The organism is Paraburkholderia sp. DD10 (genome assembly GCF_049177125.1).
GTDB lineage: Bacteria > Pseudomonadota > Gammaproteobacteria > Burkholderiales > Burkholderiaceae > Paraburkholderia > Paraburkholderia terricola.
Map to the genome: position 1 here is coordinate 222,300 of NZ_CP185392.1, position 14,146 is coordinate 236,445.

The following is a 14,146-nucleotide window of genomic DNA, read 5'->3' on the forward strand; positions in this document are numbered from 1 at the left end:
CGTCGATCCGAACGCCGCGCCGCATGCGCGGCGGCACCTGCCCCAACGCGCGGTCGCCGCGCAGCACCACCTGACCAACGGATGCTCATCATGCACAAGCAGATTTACGTCAATCTCGCCGTCGACAATCTCGAACGGTCGAAGGCCTTCTTCAGCGCGATCGGTTTCAGCTTCGAGCCGCGATTCACCAACGACCAGGCGGCGTGCCTGATCCTCGGCGAGAACCTCTACGCGATGCTGCTCGTCAAGGCGCTGTTCAAGTCGTTTACGCATAAGGCGCTTTGCCACCCGAAGGAAAGTACCGAGGTGCTGGTGGGCCTGTCATGCGAACGCCGGGGCGAGGTGGATGCGCTGGTCGCGAGGGCGCTCGCCGCGGGCGGCACGGCGCCGCGCGCGCCGCAGGACTACGGCTTCATGTACGGCCACGGCTTCGAGGACATCGACGGGCACGTGTGGGAGCTGATCTACATGGACCCGAACGCCCAGGCGGCGGGCTGAACTCGTGACGATACCGGCCACCCATCGTGCCATCGAGGCCGTCTGGCGGATCGAATCCGCCAAGGTCATTGCCCACGTCGCGCGGATCGTGCGCGACGTCGGGCTCGCCGAGGAGCTGGCGCAAGACGCGCTGGTGGCCGCGCTCGAGCATTGGCCGGAGGCCGGCGTGCCCGACAATCCGGGAGCTTGGCTGATGGCCACCGCGAAAAACCGTGCGCTCGACCGCTGGCGGCAGGAAGCGCTGCATGCCCGCAAGCGCGAAGAGTTGGGCCACGATCTCGACGCGCTGGAGGCTCACCTCGTGCCCGATTTCGTCGATGCCCTCGATGCCGCGCGTGCCGACGATATCGGCGACGATCTACTGCGGCTGGTGTTCACCGCGTGTCATCCGGTGTTGTCCACCGACGCGCGCGTCGCGCTCACGCTGCGGCTGCTCGGCGGCCTCACCACCGACGAGATCGCGCGGGCGTTTCTCGTGCCCGAGCCGACCATCGCGCAGCGCATTGTGCGGGCCAAGCGCACGCTGTCGGCGGCCAAGGTGCCGTTCGAGGTGCCGCAGGCCGATGCGCGCGCGCCGCGGCTCGCGTCGGTGCTGCAGGTGATCTACCTGATTTTCAACGAAGGTTATTCGGCCACCGCCGGCGACGACTGGATGCGTCCCGCGTTATGCGAGGAAGCGCTGCGGCTTGGGCGGGTGTTGAGCGGTCTCGTGCCCGACGAAAGCGAAGTGCATGGCCTCGTCGCGTTGATGGAGATTCAGGCGTCGCGCACGCATGCACGCACCGATGCCGAGGGCCGTCCGGTGCTGCTGCTCGATCAGGATCGCAGCCGCTGGGATCCGCTTCTGATTCGCCGCGGACTGGCCGCGCTTGACGCCGCGCATGCGCTCGGCGGCGCGAGCGGTCCCTATGCGTTGCAGGCGGCGCTGGCCGTGTGTCACGCGCGCGCGCGCCGCGCCGACGACACCGATTGGGCGCAGATCGTCGCGCTCTACGACGCGCTGGCCCAGGTGGCGCCTTCGCCGGTGGTCGAACTGAATCGGGCGGTGGCGGTGGGCATGGCGTTCGGGCCGGCTGCCGGTCTGGAGATCGTCGACGCGCTCGCCGCCGATCCCGCGCTCGCCAACTATCACTGGCTGCCGAGCGTGCGCGGCGATCTGCTGGCGAAACTGGGGCGCACGGAAGAGGCGCGCGCCGAATTCGAACGCGCGGCCACGATGACGCGCAATGCGCGCGAGCGCGAGTTGCTGCTCGAACGCGCACGCGGCGGTGCGCATTGAATCGTATGAGCCGCTAGCGAATCAACTGACGCACGCCCAGCGCGACGATCAGGCCGCCGCACACGCGGTCGATCCACGCCTTGCAGCGCCGGTACGCGGTTGCGATGCGTGCGTGCGACAACGTCAGCGCGACGAATCCATACCAGCTGCTCGCGACGACGCCCACCATGCCGAGCATCGCGGCAAAGGTTCCCACGCTCACATGCGCCGGCGCGGCCGAAGAGAACACGGCGGCGAAGAACGCCATCGACTTCGGATTCGCGATGTTGGTCGCGAAACCTTGCGCGAAGGCCTGCCGGAAGCCGCCCGCCGACGCCTTCACGGTTTGCGCCGGCTTGCCCGCCGACGCGTTGACGATCAGCCGGCCGCCGAACCAGATCAGATAAGCCGCGCCTGCCACTTTCACGACCAACGCGAGCCACGGAAACGCGGTGAATACAATACCGACACCGAGAATCGCGCAGCTTGCCCAGAGCAGGTTGACCAGCACGATGCCGGCGACCATCGCGAGCGCCTCGACGCGCGTGGCCGACGCGGCCTTGTGCGCAACGGCGACGAAGTTCGGCCCGGGGATCACCACGCCGGCCACATACACGGAGAAAACGCCTAGAACGGCAGAGCCATCAATCACACACCACTCCTTATCGCGGACAGTACGGCGCGGCGCAATCCGAGGATGCGTCCGCTAGCCGTTGTTGCATCGAATCAAGCCGAGAAAAACGCCACCGCGCCCATCACCACGCCGGCCGTCGCCACCACGAACGACAGATTGCGCAGCCATCTCTTGCGAGTCAGCAAGGTGATCGCGCAAAGGGCGATCGCGACCTGGATCAACGTCGTGGCCTGCGCCCAGCGATGGTGGCCATGCAGAAGGGCTTCACTCTTGGCGTCGTTGTCCAGCACTTCCTTTTCGATCGCCTCGGCCTTCGCGCGGATCGGTTCTTTCTGCTGCTTGTACTTGTCGACATCCGCGGCGAACTTCGCGTGGGCATCGGTGTTGCCGGGCGAGAGCGCCTCGCCGAGTTCGGCGAGGTTCTGCTTTTCGCCCTTGGCCTGGTAGTAATTCCATTGGTTCGACGCTTCGGTCTTCTTGATGGCGGCTTCGTTCTTGTAGTACAGCGCCAGGTTTTCGCTGTTGCCGCTCTGATAGGCGCACAGCGCGCCGATCGTCGCGAGGACCGCCGTTATCACGGCCATGCGGCCCGCAAAGGGGTCCGCGTCATGATGGCCGGCGTGTTGGACGGCATGGTCGTGCGGACCGTGGACTTCATATTCTTCAGACATCCGATTCTCCGAGGCAGGGCTTTTCTTTTGATGTGCGGGCGGCGCGCGTGCTGGCGACATGCGTGCAAGCCGCGCTGCGATGCGCGGGTTGCGGGGCCGGCGGGCCTCAATCTTAGCGTGTGGCGAGGGGGGAGGGGGAAGGCGTTGGGTTGGGGCCGCTGGGCATACGCGCACAAAATCTGCGATCATCGCTCGCACTCTCAACGCTCCTTAACTTTCAGGCGTTCCCGCACCTTCGCCCTTCAAATGTCCACTCACTCCACCCACCTCACCACCGACCGCCTGACCCTGCGTCCGCACACCCGTGACGATTTCCTCGATAGCTATGCGATGTGGTCCGATCCCGAGGTGATCCGCTATATCGGCGGCAAACCGTTCACGCGCGAGGAAGTCTGGGCGCGTCTGCTGCGTTACGCCGGACATTGGGCGATGCTGGGTTACGGCTACTGGGTGGTGCGCGAGACGCAGAGCGGCCGGTTTCTCGGCGAGGTCGGCTTCGCCGACTATCACCGCGAGATCGAACCTTCGTTGGGCACGCCTGAAATCGGCTGGGCCCTGGACCCGGCGGCGCATGGCCGCGGCTACGCGACCGAAGCCGTGCGCGCCGCCTTGCGTTGGGCCGACACGCACTGGCCCGGCGCTGAAACGGCCTGTATCGTCGCGCCGGACAATCAGCCTTCGCTGCGCGTCGCTGACAAGTGCGGCTATCGCGAGCACCTTCGCACCACCTACAAAGGCAAGCCGACCATCGTGCTGCGTCGCGCGGCAGACGCGGCTTGAGCCGGTGGCGCGCGGTGGGCGGTGGGCGCGTCGGCGGTTGAGCGCCTCGTTGCAATCCGGTCGACGGCTCGATGCATCCAACTCGCGAGCGCTTATCGATCGCCTTCGCTAACTTGCCGCCCGCTGCTGCGCGATCAGATCCACCAGCCGCTCGACCTGCTGGCCCTGCGCATCGAAGTTGCCCGCATCCAGCCAGCGCGTGTAGCTCGAACGCAGCGCCGGCCATTCGCTATCGATGATCGAAAACCACGCGGTGTCGCGATTGCGTTCGCGATACACGATCGCCTGGCGAAAGATGCCTTCGAACGTGAAGCCGTAGCGCAACGCGGCGGCCCGCGACGGACCGTTCAGCGAATCGCACTTCCATTCGAAGCGCCGATAGCCGAGTTCGTCGAACACGTGCTTCATCAGCAGAAACATCGCTTCGGTGGCGATGCGCGTGCGCTTCAGACGCGGCGAATAAATCACGTGGCCGACTTCGATCACGCCGTTCGCGCGATCGATGCGCATCAGCGCCAGCGTGCCGACCGCCTTGCCGGTCGCCAGATCGATCACCGCATAGTGCAGCGGATCGGCCGAAGCGGCGGCGCGCGTCAGATACTCGCGATACGCGTCGAGGCTGTCGAACGGGCCGATCGTCAGATACGTCCAGTCCCGGCCATCGGCCGCCGAGCGGTAGGCGTCGTGCAGGTCCGCGGCGTGGCGCTCGACGTTCACCGGTTCGATCCGGCAATAGCGGCCCGCGAGCGGCTCGCGGCCGGGCGCCCCGGCGCCGTTCCAGTCCGGCACGGGTGTGCCGATGGGTTGTTCGAACGCGTTACGTCTGGGTTCCATCTCTACTCTCCAAAGCGGGTCGTTAGCTTACGAAGAACGATACGGCAAACGTGGTATGTTAAAAAGATCCAAGACAAACATATTTGATGGGTCCAGCCGCGATGATCGAGATCATTGGCCCGCTCGCCAATCCAGCCGCCGCGAATCGTGCTCGCAGCGCCGAAAAAACCGCACCGCTGCAAAAGCAGTTGATCGAGCGTTTGCAGCAGGCGATTCTCGCCGGGCGTCTGCCGGCTGGTTCGCTGCTGCCTTCGTCGCGCTTGCTGGCGACCGAAATGGGCGTCTCGCGCAACACGGTAGTGATCGCTTACGAGCATCTGGCCGCGGTCGGCTATGTCGTGGCCGACAAGAAAGGCACCCGCGTCAGTCCGCTGTCGAGCCCCGCTGCGCGCGGCGAACCGTCCGCCAACCCTGCCGCCTACGAGGCGACTTACGCGGCGCGAGTCGGGCAGTTCGCGGCGGCGCACGCCCCGGCCGACAACAGCCTTCCTCTCACGCCCGGCACGCCCGCGCTGGACCGCTTTCCGCTGTCCGCGTGGCGGCGCGCGCAGGAACGTTCGATGGAGCGCGCGTTGCCCCAGGCGCTCGGCTACGGCACGCCGGCGGGCGAACCGGCGTTGCGCGACGCGATCGCCGCGCATCTGCGGATGGCGCGCGGCGTGCGCTGCGAGGGCTCGCAGGTGGTGATCACCGAGGGCGCGCAGGAGGCGTTGAGCCTGTGCGTGCGGCTTTTCACCAATCCCGGCGACGTCGCCTGGGTCGAGGATCCCGGTTATCGCGGCGCGAAGGCCGCCTTCAACCTGGGCGATCTCACGACGCTGCCGATGCCGGTCGACGCGGAAGGCATCGTCGTGCCGCCCAAAGCATGGGCCGCGCATCCGCCGAAGCTGATTTACACGTCGCCGGCGCACCAGTATCCGACGGGCGCGGTGTTGTCGGTGGCGCGGCGGCTGGACTTGATCGCGCAGGCGCGCCGCAGCGGCGCCTGGCTGATCGAGGACGATTACGACGGCGAGTTCCGGCACACCGGCGAGCCGATCGCCAGCATGCAAGGACTGGTCGACGACGCGCCGGTTCTCTACGTCGGCTCGTTCAGCAAGACGATGTTTCCGGCGCTGCGCATCGGCTTCGTGGTGCTGCCGCGCGCGATCGCGGAGCGCGCGGCCGTCGCGCTGCACGAGATGCTGCGCGGCGGGCATCGTCTGGAGCAACTGGCGCTCGCGCATTTCATCAAAAGCGGCGAGTTCGGGCGGCACCTCGGGCGCATGCGGCGGCTGTATCGGGAGCGCCAGCAGGCGTTGCGCGACGCCCTCACCGCGCATTTCGCGCCGGCTTCCATTCTGGGCGGCGAGTGCGGCATGCATCTGACGCTGTGTTTGCCGCCGCGGATCGCCGATCGGTCGCTGGCTGAACGCGCGCTTGCGCAAGGGCTCAACCCGCGCGCGCTGTCCGGTTTCGCGTTGCGGCCGCGCGCGCAGACCAACGGGCTGGTGATCGGCTACGGCAATACGCCCGCCGAACAACTGGCGCCGGCCATCCGCACGTTGTCATTGATCGCGCGGCGCGGCCGATAAGTTTTGCGTTTGTCCGCGTGGCCCATGTCGCGCTATCGTGTCGTTTATGCGCGGCTATCCTGAAATGCGCGACGTGGACGGATCGCCCGCAGGTCATACTCGACGCACCGCACTGCACAACTTCGCGCGGACATGCCGCGCGCCGCTCGGGCCGTGGTCGCGTGAGTATGAAGAATGCCTTTGTTGTGGTTATCTATGACGATTTATCCGACCGGAGACGACATGAAGGAAATCGAACCGACCCCCTGGTTTGAGCTTGCCGACCACACGCCCGTCCGCGAAGGCTGGTACGAGGTGCAACTGACGAGCGGGGACACGGCATTTGCGAAGTTTGGCGACGGCGCATGGACCGAGAAGCCATTGCTGACGTTCACGCACTGGCGCGGCCTGACCGCCGATCCCTCGGAGGCAGCCGACGGCGAATCGCAGTCGGTCCAGGCCGAGGCCACCGCGGCTCAAGGCGTACGCGCTGCCTGGAACGCTTTCTTCCCCGGCCTGGGCGAGGAACAGCACAAACCGCTGGACGCCGTACCCAACGGTAAAGCGCCACATTGATGCGCGCCTGGGCGGCGGCTCTTACCGGCTGCCGCCCTGCATCTTCGTTGTGAATCCCTGCCTTGATTGCCCGACTTTCCGCTTGAGCGCCTGGGCACCCTCGCTTGCCCGCACCCGCTTCGCGCAGCCTCGCTACAATCGCCTTCATCCCTTTGAAGCGGAAACGACGTATGAAAGTCACACGAGAACCCGTGGCGTTGTCGCGGGCGACGCAGTTGCTGAATCATGGACCGGTCACGATCATTACCAGCGCGCACGGCGGCCGCGCGAACGTGATGGCGGCATCGTGGGCGATGCCGCTCGATTTCAATCCGCCGAAGGTAGTCGTCGTGGTGGACAGCCGCACGCTCACGCGGCAACTGATCGAGGCGAGCGGCGTGTTCGGGCTGCAATTGCCGAGCCGCGGATTCGCCGCGCAAACGCTGGCGGTGGGCACGAACGCCGGCGCGGAACTCGACAAGTTCTCGGCCTTCGACCTCGAAACGTTCCCCGCGCAAAACATCGACGTGCCGATGCTGGCCGGCTGCATCACGTGGATGGAGTGCAAGGTGATTCCGGACGATAGCCAGCGGCACGACCTGATCATCGGCGAAGTGGTGGCCGCGTATGCGGACAGTCGCGTGTATTCGAACAACCGCTGGCATTTCGGTGACGATCCCGATCTGCGCACGTGCCATTACGTGGCCGGCGGGACGTTTTTTGCCACCGGCGACGCGTTCGAGGCGGAGCCGGTGGGAGCGGGGCGATAATCGACGGCTGGCGCGTCCCGACTATTTCCGCCGGAGAAATTTGCCGGCTTTCTGTTCCAGCAGGGCGACAAGTTCGGGCTGCATGAAGGCGTAGTCGTCGGGAATGTCGAGGCAAACGACTTTCTTGCCGTTCAGGCATGCGCGGAATTTCGCGGACAGCCTCGCGCGATGCGCTTTTTCCATCACGAAGACAATGTCGGCCCAGCGAACCTGCTCGGAGGAAAGCGCGACGTCGGCGTCCGCGCCGAGACCGGCCGAATCGGTCTCGACGTTGGGCCAACTGGCGAAGACCTGCTCGGCCGTCGGGCTGCGCAGACGGTTCTTGCCGCAGATAAAAAGGGCGTGTATCACGGGCGATTACCGATCGAGCGGCCATGCGGCCATGCATCCGTTCGGACGCGAGCCTCGCTCATGCGTCACCCGCGGCAAACGCCTTGAGCGCGTCCCCCGCCAAGCGGTAACGCACCCATTCGCTTTGCGCGCTCGCGCCGATCGATTCATAGAAGCCGATTGCCGGCTCGTTCCAGTCCAGCACGCTCCATTCGAAGCGGCCGCAGCCGGTGTCGCAGGCAATGCGGGCGAGGTGGCGCAACATCTGTTTGCCCGCGCCGCTGCCGCGCGATGTCGGCGACACGTACAGGTCTTCCAGATAAAGCCCTTGCTTGCCGAGCCACGTCGAATAGGAAAAGAAGTAGACGCAAAAGCCGATCGGCTCGCCGTTCATCTCGCAGATCAAAGCCTTGGCGCTTGAACTTGCGGAGAACAGACTGGCCTCGATGTCTCGAACGGTTGCGACGACTTCATGCTCGGCTTTCTCGTACACCGCGAGTTCGGTGATGAAGCGCAGAATCAGCGCGGCGTCGGATGCGTGAGCGGGGCGGATGTGAATAGTCAAGGTAGATGCTCAATCGGTTAAACGGCGAATCGAAGTTTGGCGGAAACGCGACGGCTTCGGATCAGAGATGCATCGTATCGTTTATCCTGCTGTACTGGCGAGCGGACTGCCGCTCACCACTCCATTTGACGAAACAACGCCCGAGGGTTTTCTATGAAGCGAGTGTCGATTCTGGCGGTGACGTCTCTGTGGTTGTGCGGCAATGCCTACGCGGAAAAGATCGATTGCAAGAAGGCGTCGGACCAGAATTCGCTGAATCGTTGCGCCGACCTTAGCTACCAGGCCGCCGACAAAAAGCTCAACGAGACCTACGGCAAGCTGCTCGCAAAAGTGAGTCTGCAGGGCAAGCCGCGCTTGCAGAAGGCCGAGCGCGCGTGGGTTGCTTATCGTGATGCTCAATGTGATTTTTTAAGCTCATCGGCTGGGCCGTATAGCGCGCAGCCTATGATTCATTCGTCCTGTTTGAGCCGGCTCACGCAAGCGCAAACGAGACTGCTCGACGAACAGTTGCATTGTGAAGAAGGGGACGTGGGTTGTGGGCAGCAGTGAGGCCGGCGCCGACGCATTGCAAGCTCCGGCGTTGCTGCGCCGCCTCTTACGCGCCAGGGACCGCATGGACGCCGCCTCGCACGAAGCCTGGCCCGTCAAGCGGCTGGCCGCGGTCAGTGGTGTGTCCGAAGCCCATTTCGCGCGGTCCTTCAAGCAGGCCTTCGGCATCCCGCCGCATCGCTATTTGCTGACGCGGCGCATCGAGCAGGCCACCACCTTACTGCGCGACACCGAACTCAGCATCACGGAAATTGCCTTCGCCACCGGGTGGGAAAGCTTGGGGACCTTCGGCCGCACTTTCCGCGACATCACCGGGCGAAGCCCCAGCGCCATGCGCGTCGAGGCCCGGGCCGACATGCCTGAATTCGACCGCGTGCCCGCCTGCGTCCTGAGGGCCGCGCAGCGCCCCGACCTCACCACCGCAGTTTTGGAGAAGCGCCGCCGCGTGGGCAAAGGTACATTCCGCCCATCAACCAGGGAGGTGTCATGAATCAAGGTATCAATGTAGTGGGCTTGTACGTGGATAACCAGGACGAAGCGCTCGCGTTCTACGTCGAGAAACTCGGCTTTCGCGTCCACACGGACGTGCGCAACGGTGCTTACCGCTGGCTCACGGTCCAGCATCCCGATCAGCCCTCGTTCCAGCTCGGTCTTTTCACGCCGGGCCCGCCGATCCACGACGAAGCCACCGCGCAAACGCTGCGGGCGATGGTCGCGAAGGGCGCCATGCCGCCGCTGGTGCTTACTGTGGCCGACTGCCGCGCCAGCTACGCCAGGCTGAAGGCCAGCGGCGTGGAATTCACCCAGGAGCCGGTGGACCGCTACGGCAGCGTCGATGCCGGTTTCCGCGATCCCGCCGGCAATGGCTGGAAGATGATCCAGGCTGCGGCTGCGGGAAATATTAACGAGGCATGAGACAGGTGAACCCGACGCTCGCGAGCACAACGCACGACGACATCGAAACGCTGGTTCAGATGCGTATCGACGCGATGCGAGAGAGCCTTGAGCGTATCGGCCGCTTCGAGCCGCGGCGTGCACGCGATCGTTTCGTGTCGTCGTTCGATTCGGCGTTGTGCAAGTTCATTGTGGTTGACGGCGTATCCGTTGGCTTCGTGCAAATAAAGCCCGCGGCCGATCACCTGTTGCTCGAGCATTTCTATGTTCTACCGGAGTACCAGGGCAAAGGTATTGGTTCGACAGTACTCTCGGCGATTCTCGCGGACGCGGACTCCCAGTCGGTTTCGATCAGACTGGGAGCGCTTCGCGATAGTGACTCGAACCGTTTCTATCAACGACACGGGTTTTTGAAAACGACTGAGTCGGAGTGGGATATCTACTATGTTCGGGAACCGCACCGGGCATGAGTTTCCACCGGATATTTGCCTCGGCCTTCCGCCAGGCGGTGTCGAACGAGGCAAGGAGGATAACGGTAATGGGAAAAGCAGTCACGGTGGGTCTGGTTGGTGACTTTGACCACTCGGTGCCGGCGCACCAGGCTATTCCGCTTGCATTGAAGCGAGCGGCAGATGTGAAGCAAGTCGAGATCGAATTTGAATGGGTTCACACTGGGGAAATCAATTCGGTTTTGCGAATTTCCCATTTCGACGGAATTTGGTGCGTCCCCGCGAGTCCGTACCGGAGCATGGACGGCGCGTTGCTCGCTATTCGTCATGCGCGCGAAGCGGCAATTCCGTTCCTTGGGACATGCGGAGGGTTTCAACATGCCGTCATTGAGTATGCCCGCAACGTTCTCGGTTGGACCGATGCGGAGCATGCTGAGACAGCGCCAGATGCGACCCGCGCAGTCATTTCGCCACTTGAGTGTGCCCTGGTTGAAGCTGTGGATCTTGTCCAGCTGCGTCCGGGGACTCGCGTTGCGACGGCCTATGGAGTCAGCGAAACCTCGGAGGGCTATCGGTGCCGCTATGGACTCAATCCCGAGTTCAGAGCGTCGCTTGTTTCGGGGCCGCTGCGCGTCGCCGCGGATGATGAACGGGGAGATGTGCGTGCCGTCGAGATGGACGGACATCCGTTCTTCGTTGCAACGCTTTTTCAACCGGAGCGGGCGGCTTTGAGAGGGGAGTCCGCGCCACTCGTCGATGCGTTTGTGGGGGCGTGTGCGGGTGAGGCGGGTCGGTAGTTTCGGCGGTTCTTGTGTCTTTGTGTTGGTATGGTTCGATGGTTGAATGTACGGTGCCTTTCTGACAGTGCCATTCGATCGCTCTGCGTTGCATATGCCGGTCGCGTGGATCGATCAGAATCTCGGAACAACGCAAACCCGGCTCGAAACCACACAAATCCATGACGCAAAAACCCCGCTGAAAGATCTCCATTTCCAACTTGCTGGATCGGCTCGGGGTTGGCTAACAAGGAAACCTCATCAACTCGAAATTGGGGGCGATTTCTTCTTCAACGACTGTCGGAGAAATATCTTTGCCCCCCTCACGTTAATTGGACGCCGGTTCAAGCGAGGCAGGTAACTTCCGGATCCCACTGGTAATATCCATATTTTCCAATATTCCCCGTTCTGCGATCCACCTCCATTGCCAAAAACACCACGATATACTGATCTGTGCCGGTCCCGACAACAGCAGCATCGATGCGATTATCCAAAAAACCCTTAATATCGTAAGGTTCACCCTTGTCAATGTTGTAACCCAAATAAGATCCGGGGACATCATACGGGGGCGGGAGGAATTTAAGGACTCTTGGGGTTCCATTGGGCCTAATCGAAACCAGGGCTCCCGCATGGTTGATGTTTCCGCTGAAGGAGAGGCCGCGCCAACGAACGGTATCACCGGTAAGGCCATAAATCGAGATATCCGGCGTTGCGTTTGTTTTAGGCTCCACATAGTCCTCGGGAGCGACCATATAGGCATATTTCACTGATGCCGGCCCGTGTTCGATCCACGTTGCAGTCTGAGGAGTTTTATTATTCGAGGGCGGGTAATCGTGCAGAATCAACTCGACGTCAAACAACGTGACAATTTCGATTATCGCCGGCCCGCCAGCGAGAATTTCTCGATGTCCCATGATTTACTCCGAAATAAAATAATGTGCCAAGTGGAGGCGCTTGCGGCGCCTGCTCCTCTTCTAGATTGAAAATCTTCTCTGAAGAATTAATCTTGTTGAGGAGTTTTGACAGCGTAAGCGGAAGTGGCGTACGAAGCGATTACACGCGATTACAGCCCGATGCGGACGATGGCCGAGAGAAGTGCATTGTCTGCCAAAGCAGATTCTGTCGGCGAGCCTGAGTGGGCCAATCCTATCAATGCAAGGATTGCTAGATGACGGTCTTGGCGGCGAAAGCCGCGCGTTTGCGCCTTCGTTCAGAATGACCCCGCCACGAGGTCAACCTCAACACCCTGGCTAGCCCCCGATCACCGCTCTCTCGACAAAGAACCCCGCTTCGATCCAAGGCCGGCGCACCTCATGGCGCCAGGATCGCCATACCGCGTCAACGGGATACCCAGCCTCGGCGGCAATCGCTTCCACCGACGCCGGCAGATCCCGGGTCCGTCTCACGAGCGACAGGAATTCATAGTGCAGGCGAGTGACCGGATAAGTGTGCGTCAGAAAATCGCGGCGCAGGATCACCGCGTAGGAGCGCATGGCAACCGGTAACTGTGGCGAACGCCCGGCGCGAACCTCGTGGTAATACCAGGCCACAGGATAGCGGTACGCGACCAGGGCCAGGCAAGGCTGGAGGACCAGTGCGCCATCGTCGGTTGACACATCGGGCCAGGGCCGTCCCTCGTGGCCCTGTGCGTCGAACAGGCGATACAGATCGCGCTCATAACTGGCCAGGTCCACCATGAAATCGATCCATGACTCGCGTTGTTCCGGCGGCTGGTCCCGATCCGGGCGATTGTCCTCGAGCCATTCCGGAAAACGCCGGCCGAGCTCGTGCAGCGTGTAGCTGTCGGACGGGCAGGCCCGCAGATATTCGTCGGCGAAATCGGCGAAAAGAGTCGCCCCCAGCGCGTGGTAGCTGGCGGGGAACTGCTCTTCCAGGCATTTCCGCAACCGCAGGATATAGCTGCGCTGATAGATGGCCAGGCAAGCCGAGGCGGACAGCTTCGGCCCCGGCAATAAGGTGGCGGCGATGGTGTCGGCGTCGACGCCATCCGGCGCGATCAGTGCCTCGATCATCCAGCGTTGCAGCGAGTCCAGCCGATTTTGGTCGACGCTCATGACGAGCACACGACGCTGTTGCTCATGATCTCGGGCACCAGGAACGCGACTGGCGTGGACACCGCCTCGGCGCTGTCCGGCCGCGGCCGCGGGGCGGCTTCGACTTCGGCGGGCGCGTCGCCATCGATGATCTGTCGCGCCCGCATCAACTCGGCGTGCACGCGCTCGAAGGCAGGCACATCGCCATCCCATTCGAGCAAGGTCGCGGCCTGTTCGCTGCGCTGCCAAGCCAGGCGGAACAGTTGCCACACCGCCGCGGAAACCGGACGATCGTGAGTGTCGACGATATGGGTGCCGCAATGCTGATGTCCGGCCAGATGCAATTGCACGACGCGATCGAATGGGAACTGATTCAGGTAATCCAATGGATCGGTGCCGGCATTGAAGCAACTGACATAAACATTGTTGACATCCAGCAGCAGCCAGCAACCCGTCACGCGGCTCAGTTCGCGCAAAAAGGCCGGCTCGTTCAGCGTCGACTGGCGGAAGCGGACATAGGTGCTGGGATTTTCCAATACCAACGGCCGTCCCAGTAACTCCTGCGCCTGGGCGACCCGGGCGCTCACATGGTCCAGTGTCCTTTCGTTCAGCGGCAGCGGCAGGAGGTCGTGGCTGTTGACCCCCAGCGCGCCGGTCCAGCACAAATGGTCGCTGACCCAGCGGGCCGATACCTCGTCGGCTAGCCGCCGCAAGCGGGCCAGATAGTCACGATCGAGCGGGTCGGTGCTGCCGATCGACAGCGAAACGCCGTGCAGCGCGACCGGATAATGTTCGGCGATCCGGCGCAGGACGGCGCGCGGCCGTCCTCCCGAATCCATGAAATTCTCCGAGATGGCTTCGAACCAATCCACCGGCGGCCGCGTTGCCAAAATATGATCGAAATGCTGATTGCGCAGCCCGACGCCAAACCCCAGCCGATGTCCGGCTGCGTCCCCTCGAAGTTCAGTCATGTCCT

19 protein-coding genes are annotated in these 14,146 nt (G+C 63.2%); 11 read left to right on the forward strand and 8 right to left on the reverse strand.

Annotated features, from left to right (window positions below; translation table 11 throughout):
- Positions 1 to 90 precede the first annotated feature (90 nt).
- Positions 91 to 498 (forward strand): VOC family protein, encoded by a 408-nt coding sequence (locus ACOCG7_RS01070; protein ID WP_421376489.1) that lies wholly within the window; start codon positions 91 to 93, stop codon positions 496 to 498.
- 4 nt (positions 499 to 502) lie between these two features.
- Complete coding sequence (locus ACOCG7_RS01075; protein ID WP_421376491.1) at positions 503 to 1,777, forward strand: RNA polymerase sigma factor; 1,275 nt, start codon at positions 503 to 505, stop codon at positions 1,775 to 1,777.
- 13 nt (positions 1,778 to 1,790) lie between these two features.
- On the opposite strand, the gene ACOCG7_RS01080 is transcribed toward ACOCG7_RS01075, so the two are convergent.
- Both ACOCG7_RS01080 and ACOCG7_RS01085 read right to left on the reverse strand, forming a co-directional pair.
- Positions 1,791 to 2,408, reverse strand: a complete 618-nt coding sequence (locus ACOCG7_RS01080) for a LysE family translocator (RefSeq protein ID WP_421376493.1) — start codon at positions 2,406 to 2,408, stop codon at positions 1,791 to 1,793.
- Positions 2,409 to 2,482: 74 nt separating this feature from the next.
- Positions 2,483 to 3,061 carry a DUF4337 domain-containing protein gene (locus tag ACOCG7_RS01085; RefSeq protein ID WP_073429715.1) on the reverse strand — a complete coding sequence of 193 codons (579 nt, stop codon included), beginning with the start codon at positions 3,059 to 3,061 and terminating at the stop codon, positions 2,483 to 2,485.
- Positions 3,062 to 3,307: 246 nt separating this feature from the next.
- Here ACOCG7_RS01085 and ACOCG7_RS01090 point away from each other — a divergent pair, with 246 nt between their 5' ends.
- Positions 3,308 to 3,841 (forward strand): GNAT family N-acetyltransferase, encoded by a 534-nt coding sequence (locus ACOCG7_RS01090; protein ID WP_114164021.1) that lies wholly within the window; start codon positions 3,308 to 3,310, stop codon positions 3,839 to 3,841.
- Positions 3,842 to 3,949: 108 nt separating this feature from the next.
- Here ACOCG7_RS01090 and ACOCG7_RS01095 read toward each other — a convergent pair whose 3' ends face one another.
- Positions 3,950 to 4,675, reverse strand: coding sequence for a GNAT family protein (locus ACOCG7_RS01095; RefSeq protein ID WP_310122123.1), 726 nt, complete (start codon positions 4,673 to 4,675; stop codon positions 3,950 to 3,952).
- 101 nt (positions 4,676 to 4,776) lie between these two features.
- Between ACOCG7_RS01095 and ACOCG7_RS01100 the strand changes: the two genes are divergently transcribed.
- The 3 genes from ACOCG7_RS01100 to ACOCG7_RS01110 all read left to right on the forward strand — a co-directional run bounded on the left by ACOCG7_RS01100 (position 4,777) and on the right by ACOCG7_RS01110 (position 7,553).
- Positions 4,777 to 6,249 (forward strand): PLP-dependent aminotransferase family protein, encoded by a 1,473-nt coding sequence (locus ACOCG7_RS01100; protein WP_421376496.1) that lies wholly within the window; start codon positions 4,777 to 4,779, stop codon positions 6,247 to 6,249.
- 222 nt (positions 6,250 to 6,471) lie between these two features.
- Positions 6,472 to 6,804: a hypothetical protein gene (locus tag ACOCG7_RS01105; RefSeq protein ID WP_073429740.1), complete on the forward strand. Its 333-nt coding sequence runs from the start codon at positions 6,472 to 6,474 to the stop codon at positions 6,802 to 6,804.
- Positions 6,805 to 6,974: 170 nt separating this feature from the next.
- A complete protein-coding gene (locus ACOCG7_RS01110; protein WP_083081962.1) occupies positions 6,975 to 7,553 on the forward strand; it encodes a flavin reductase family protein in 579 nt (192 codons plus the stop codon).
- A 21-nt stretch (positions 7,554 to 7,574) separates the two neighbouring features.
- Here ACOCG7_RS01110 and ACOCG7_RS01115 read toward each other — a convergent pair whose 3' ends face one another.
- Both ACOCG7_RS01115 and ACOCG7_RS01120 read right to left on the reverse strand, forming a co-directional pair.
- Positions 7,575 to 7,904 carry a low molecular weight protein tyrosine phosphatase family protein gene (locus ACOCG7_RS01115; RefSeq protein ID WP_143326530.1) on the reverse strand — a complete coding sequence of 110 codons (330 nt, stop codon included), beginning with the start codon at positions 7,902 to 7,904 and terminating at the stop codon, positions 7,575 to 7,577.
- 58 nt (positions 7,905 to 7,962) lie between these two features.
- Positions 7,963 to 8,448 (reverse strand): GNAT family N-acetyltransferase, encoded by a 486-nt coding sequence (locus tag ACOCG7_RS01120; RefSeq protein WP_073429720.1) that lies wholly within the window; start codon positions 8,446 to 8,448, stop codon positions 7,963 to 7,965.
- A gap of 153 nt (positions 8,449 to 8,601) precedes the next feature.
- On the opposite strand from ACOCG7_RS01120, the gene ACOCG7_RS01125 reads away from it, so the two are divergent.
- From ACOCG7_RS01125 to ACOCG7_RS01145, 5 genes are read left to right on the forward strand one after another with little or no spacing between them, the layout of a single operon-like run.
- Positions 8,602 to 8,997 (forward strand): lysozyme inhibitor LprI family protein, encoded by a 396-nt coding sequence (locus tag ACOCG7_RS01125; protein WP_421376499.1) that lies wholly within the window; start codon positions 8,602 to 8,604, stop codon positions 8,995 to 8,997.
- Positions 8,984 to 9,487 (forward strand): helix-turn-helix transcriptional regulator, encoded by a 504-nt coding sequence (locus ACOCG7_RS01130; protein WP_227470507.1) that lies wholly within the window; start codon positions 8,984 to 8,986, stop codon positions 9,485 to 9,487. The genes ACOCG7_RS01125 and ACOCG7_RS01130 overlap by 14 nt, the downstream gene beginning before the upstream one ends.
- Positions 9,484 to 9,912, forward strand: a complete 429-nt coding sequence (locus tag ACOCG7_RS01135; RefSeq protein ID WP_421376501.1) for a VOC family protein — start codon at positions 9,484 to 9,486, stop codon at positions 9,910 to 9,912. The genes ACOCG7_RS01130 and ACOCG7_RS01135 overlap by 4 nt, the downstream gene beginning before the upstream one ends.
- 5 nt (positions 9,913 to 9,917) lie before the next feature.
- Entirely contained in the window at positions 9,918 to 10,361 is a 444-nt protein-coding gene (locus tag ACOCG7_RS01140; protein ID WP_421376503.1) for a GNAT family N-acetyltransferase, read from the forward strand.
- The gene (locus tag ACOCG7_RS01145; RefSeq protein ID WP_421376505.1) at positions 10,358 to 11,137 is read left to right on the forward strand and encodes a CTP synthase; all 780 of its coding nucleotides are present in this window, start codon (positions 10,358 to 10,360) and stop codon (positions 11,135 to 11,137) included. The genes ACOCG7_RS01140 and ACOCG7_RS01145 overlap by 4 nt, the downstream gene beginning before the upstream one ends.
- A 323-nt stretch (positions 11,138 to 11,460) precedes the next feature.
- On the opposite strand, the gene ACOCG7_RS01150 is transcribed toward ACOCG7_RS01145, so the two are convergent.
- The 3 genes from ACOCG7_RS01150 to ACOCG7_RS01160 all read right to left on the reverse strand — a co-directional run bounded on the left by ACOCG7_RS01150 (position 11,461) and on the right by ACOCG7_RS01160 (position 14,141).
- Complete coding sequence (locus ACOCG7_RS01150) at positions 11,461 to 12,030, reverse strand: AidA/PixA family protein (RefSeq protein ID WP_083081967.1); 570 nt, start codon at positions 12,028 to 12,030, stop codon at positions 11,461 to 11,463.
- A gap of 336 nt (positions 12,031 to 12,366) precedes the next feature.
- Complete coding sequence (locus ACOCG7_RS01155) at positions 12,367 to 13,191, reverse strand: putative DNA-binding domain-containing protein (protein WP_421376508.1); 825 nt, start codon at positions 13,189 to 13,191, stop codon at positions 12,367 to 12,369.
- Positions 13,188 to 14,141, reverse strand: a complete 954-nt coding sequence (locus ACOCG7_RS01160) for a DUF692 domain-containing protein (protein WP_421376510.1) — start codon at positions 14,139 to 14,141, stop codon at positions 13,188 to 13,190. Before ACOCG7_RS01160 ends, ACOCG7_RS01155 begins: the two co-directional genes overlap by 4 nt.
- Between the last annotated feature and the right edge of the window lie 5 nt (positions 14,142 to 14,146).

Bases quoted from the DNA above. Each gene is read 5' to 3' on its own strand.
- ACOCG7_RS01070 (WP_421376489.1), top strand. From the start codon at position 91: ATGCACAAGCAGATTTACGTCAATCTCGCCGTCGACAATCTCGAACGG.
- ACOCG7_RS01085 (WP_073429715.1), bottom strand. From the start codon at position 3,061: ATGTCTGAAGAATATGAAGTCCACGGTCCGCACGACCATGCCGTCCAA.
- ACOCG7_RS01090 (WP_114164021.1), top strand. From the start codon at position 3,308: ATGTCCACTCACTCCACCCACCTCACCACCGACCGCCTGACCCTGCGT.
- ACOCG7_RS01095 (WP_310122123.1), bottom strand. From the start codon at position 4,675: ATGGAACCCAGACGTAACGCGTTCGAACAACCCATCGGCACACCCGTG.
- ACOCG7_RS01100 (WP_421376496.1), top strand. From the start codon at position 4,777: ATGATCGAGATCATTGGCCCGCTCGCCAATCCAGCCGCCGCGAATCGT.
- ACOCG7_RS01105 (WP_073429740.1), top strand. From the start codon at position 6,472: ATGAAGGAAATCGAACCGACCCCCTGGTTTGAGCTTGCCGACCACACG.
- ACOCG7_RS01110 (WP_083081962.1), top strand. From the start codon at position 6,975: ATGAAAGTCACACGAGAACCCGTGGCGTTGTCGCGGGCGACGCAGTTG.
- ACOCG7_RS01125 (WP_421376499.1), top strand. From the start codon at position 8,602: ATGAAGCGAGTGTCGATTCTGGCGGTGACGTCTCTGTGGTTGTGCGGC.
- ACOCG7_RS01135 (WP_421376501.1), top strand. From the start codon at position 9,484: ATGAATCAAGGTATCAATGTAGTGGGCTTGTACGTGGATAACCAGGAC.
- ACOCG7_RS01145 (WP_421376505.1), top strand. From the start codon at position 10,358: ATGAGTTTCCACCGGATATTTGCCTCGGCCTTCCGCCAGGCGGTGTCG.
- ACOCG7_RS01150 (WP_083081967.1), bottom strand. From the start codon at position 12,030: ATGGGACATCGAGAAATTCTCGCTGGCGGGCCGGCGATAATCGAAATT.
- ACOCG7_RS01155 (WP_421376508.1), bottom strand. From the start codon at position 13,191: ATGAGCGTCGACCAAAATCGGCTGGACTCGCTGCAACGCTGGATGATC.
- ACOCG7_RS01160 (WP_421376510.1), bottom strand. From the start codon at position 14,141: ATGACTGAACTTCGAGGGGACGCAGCCGGACATCGGCTGGGGTTTGGC.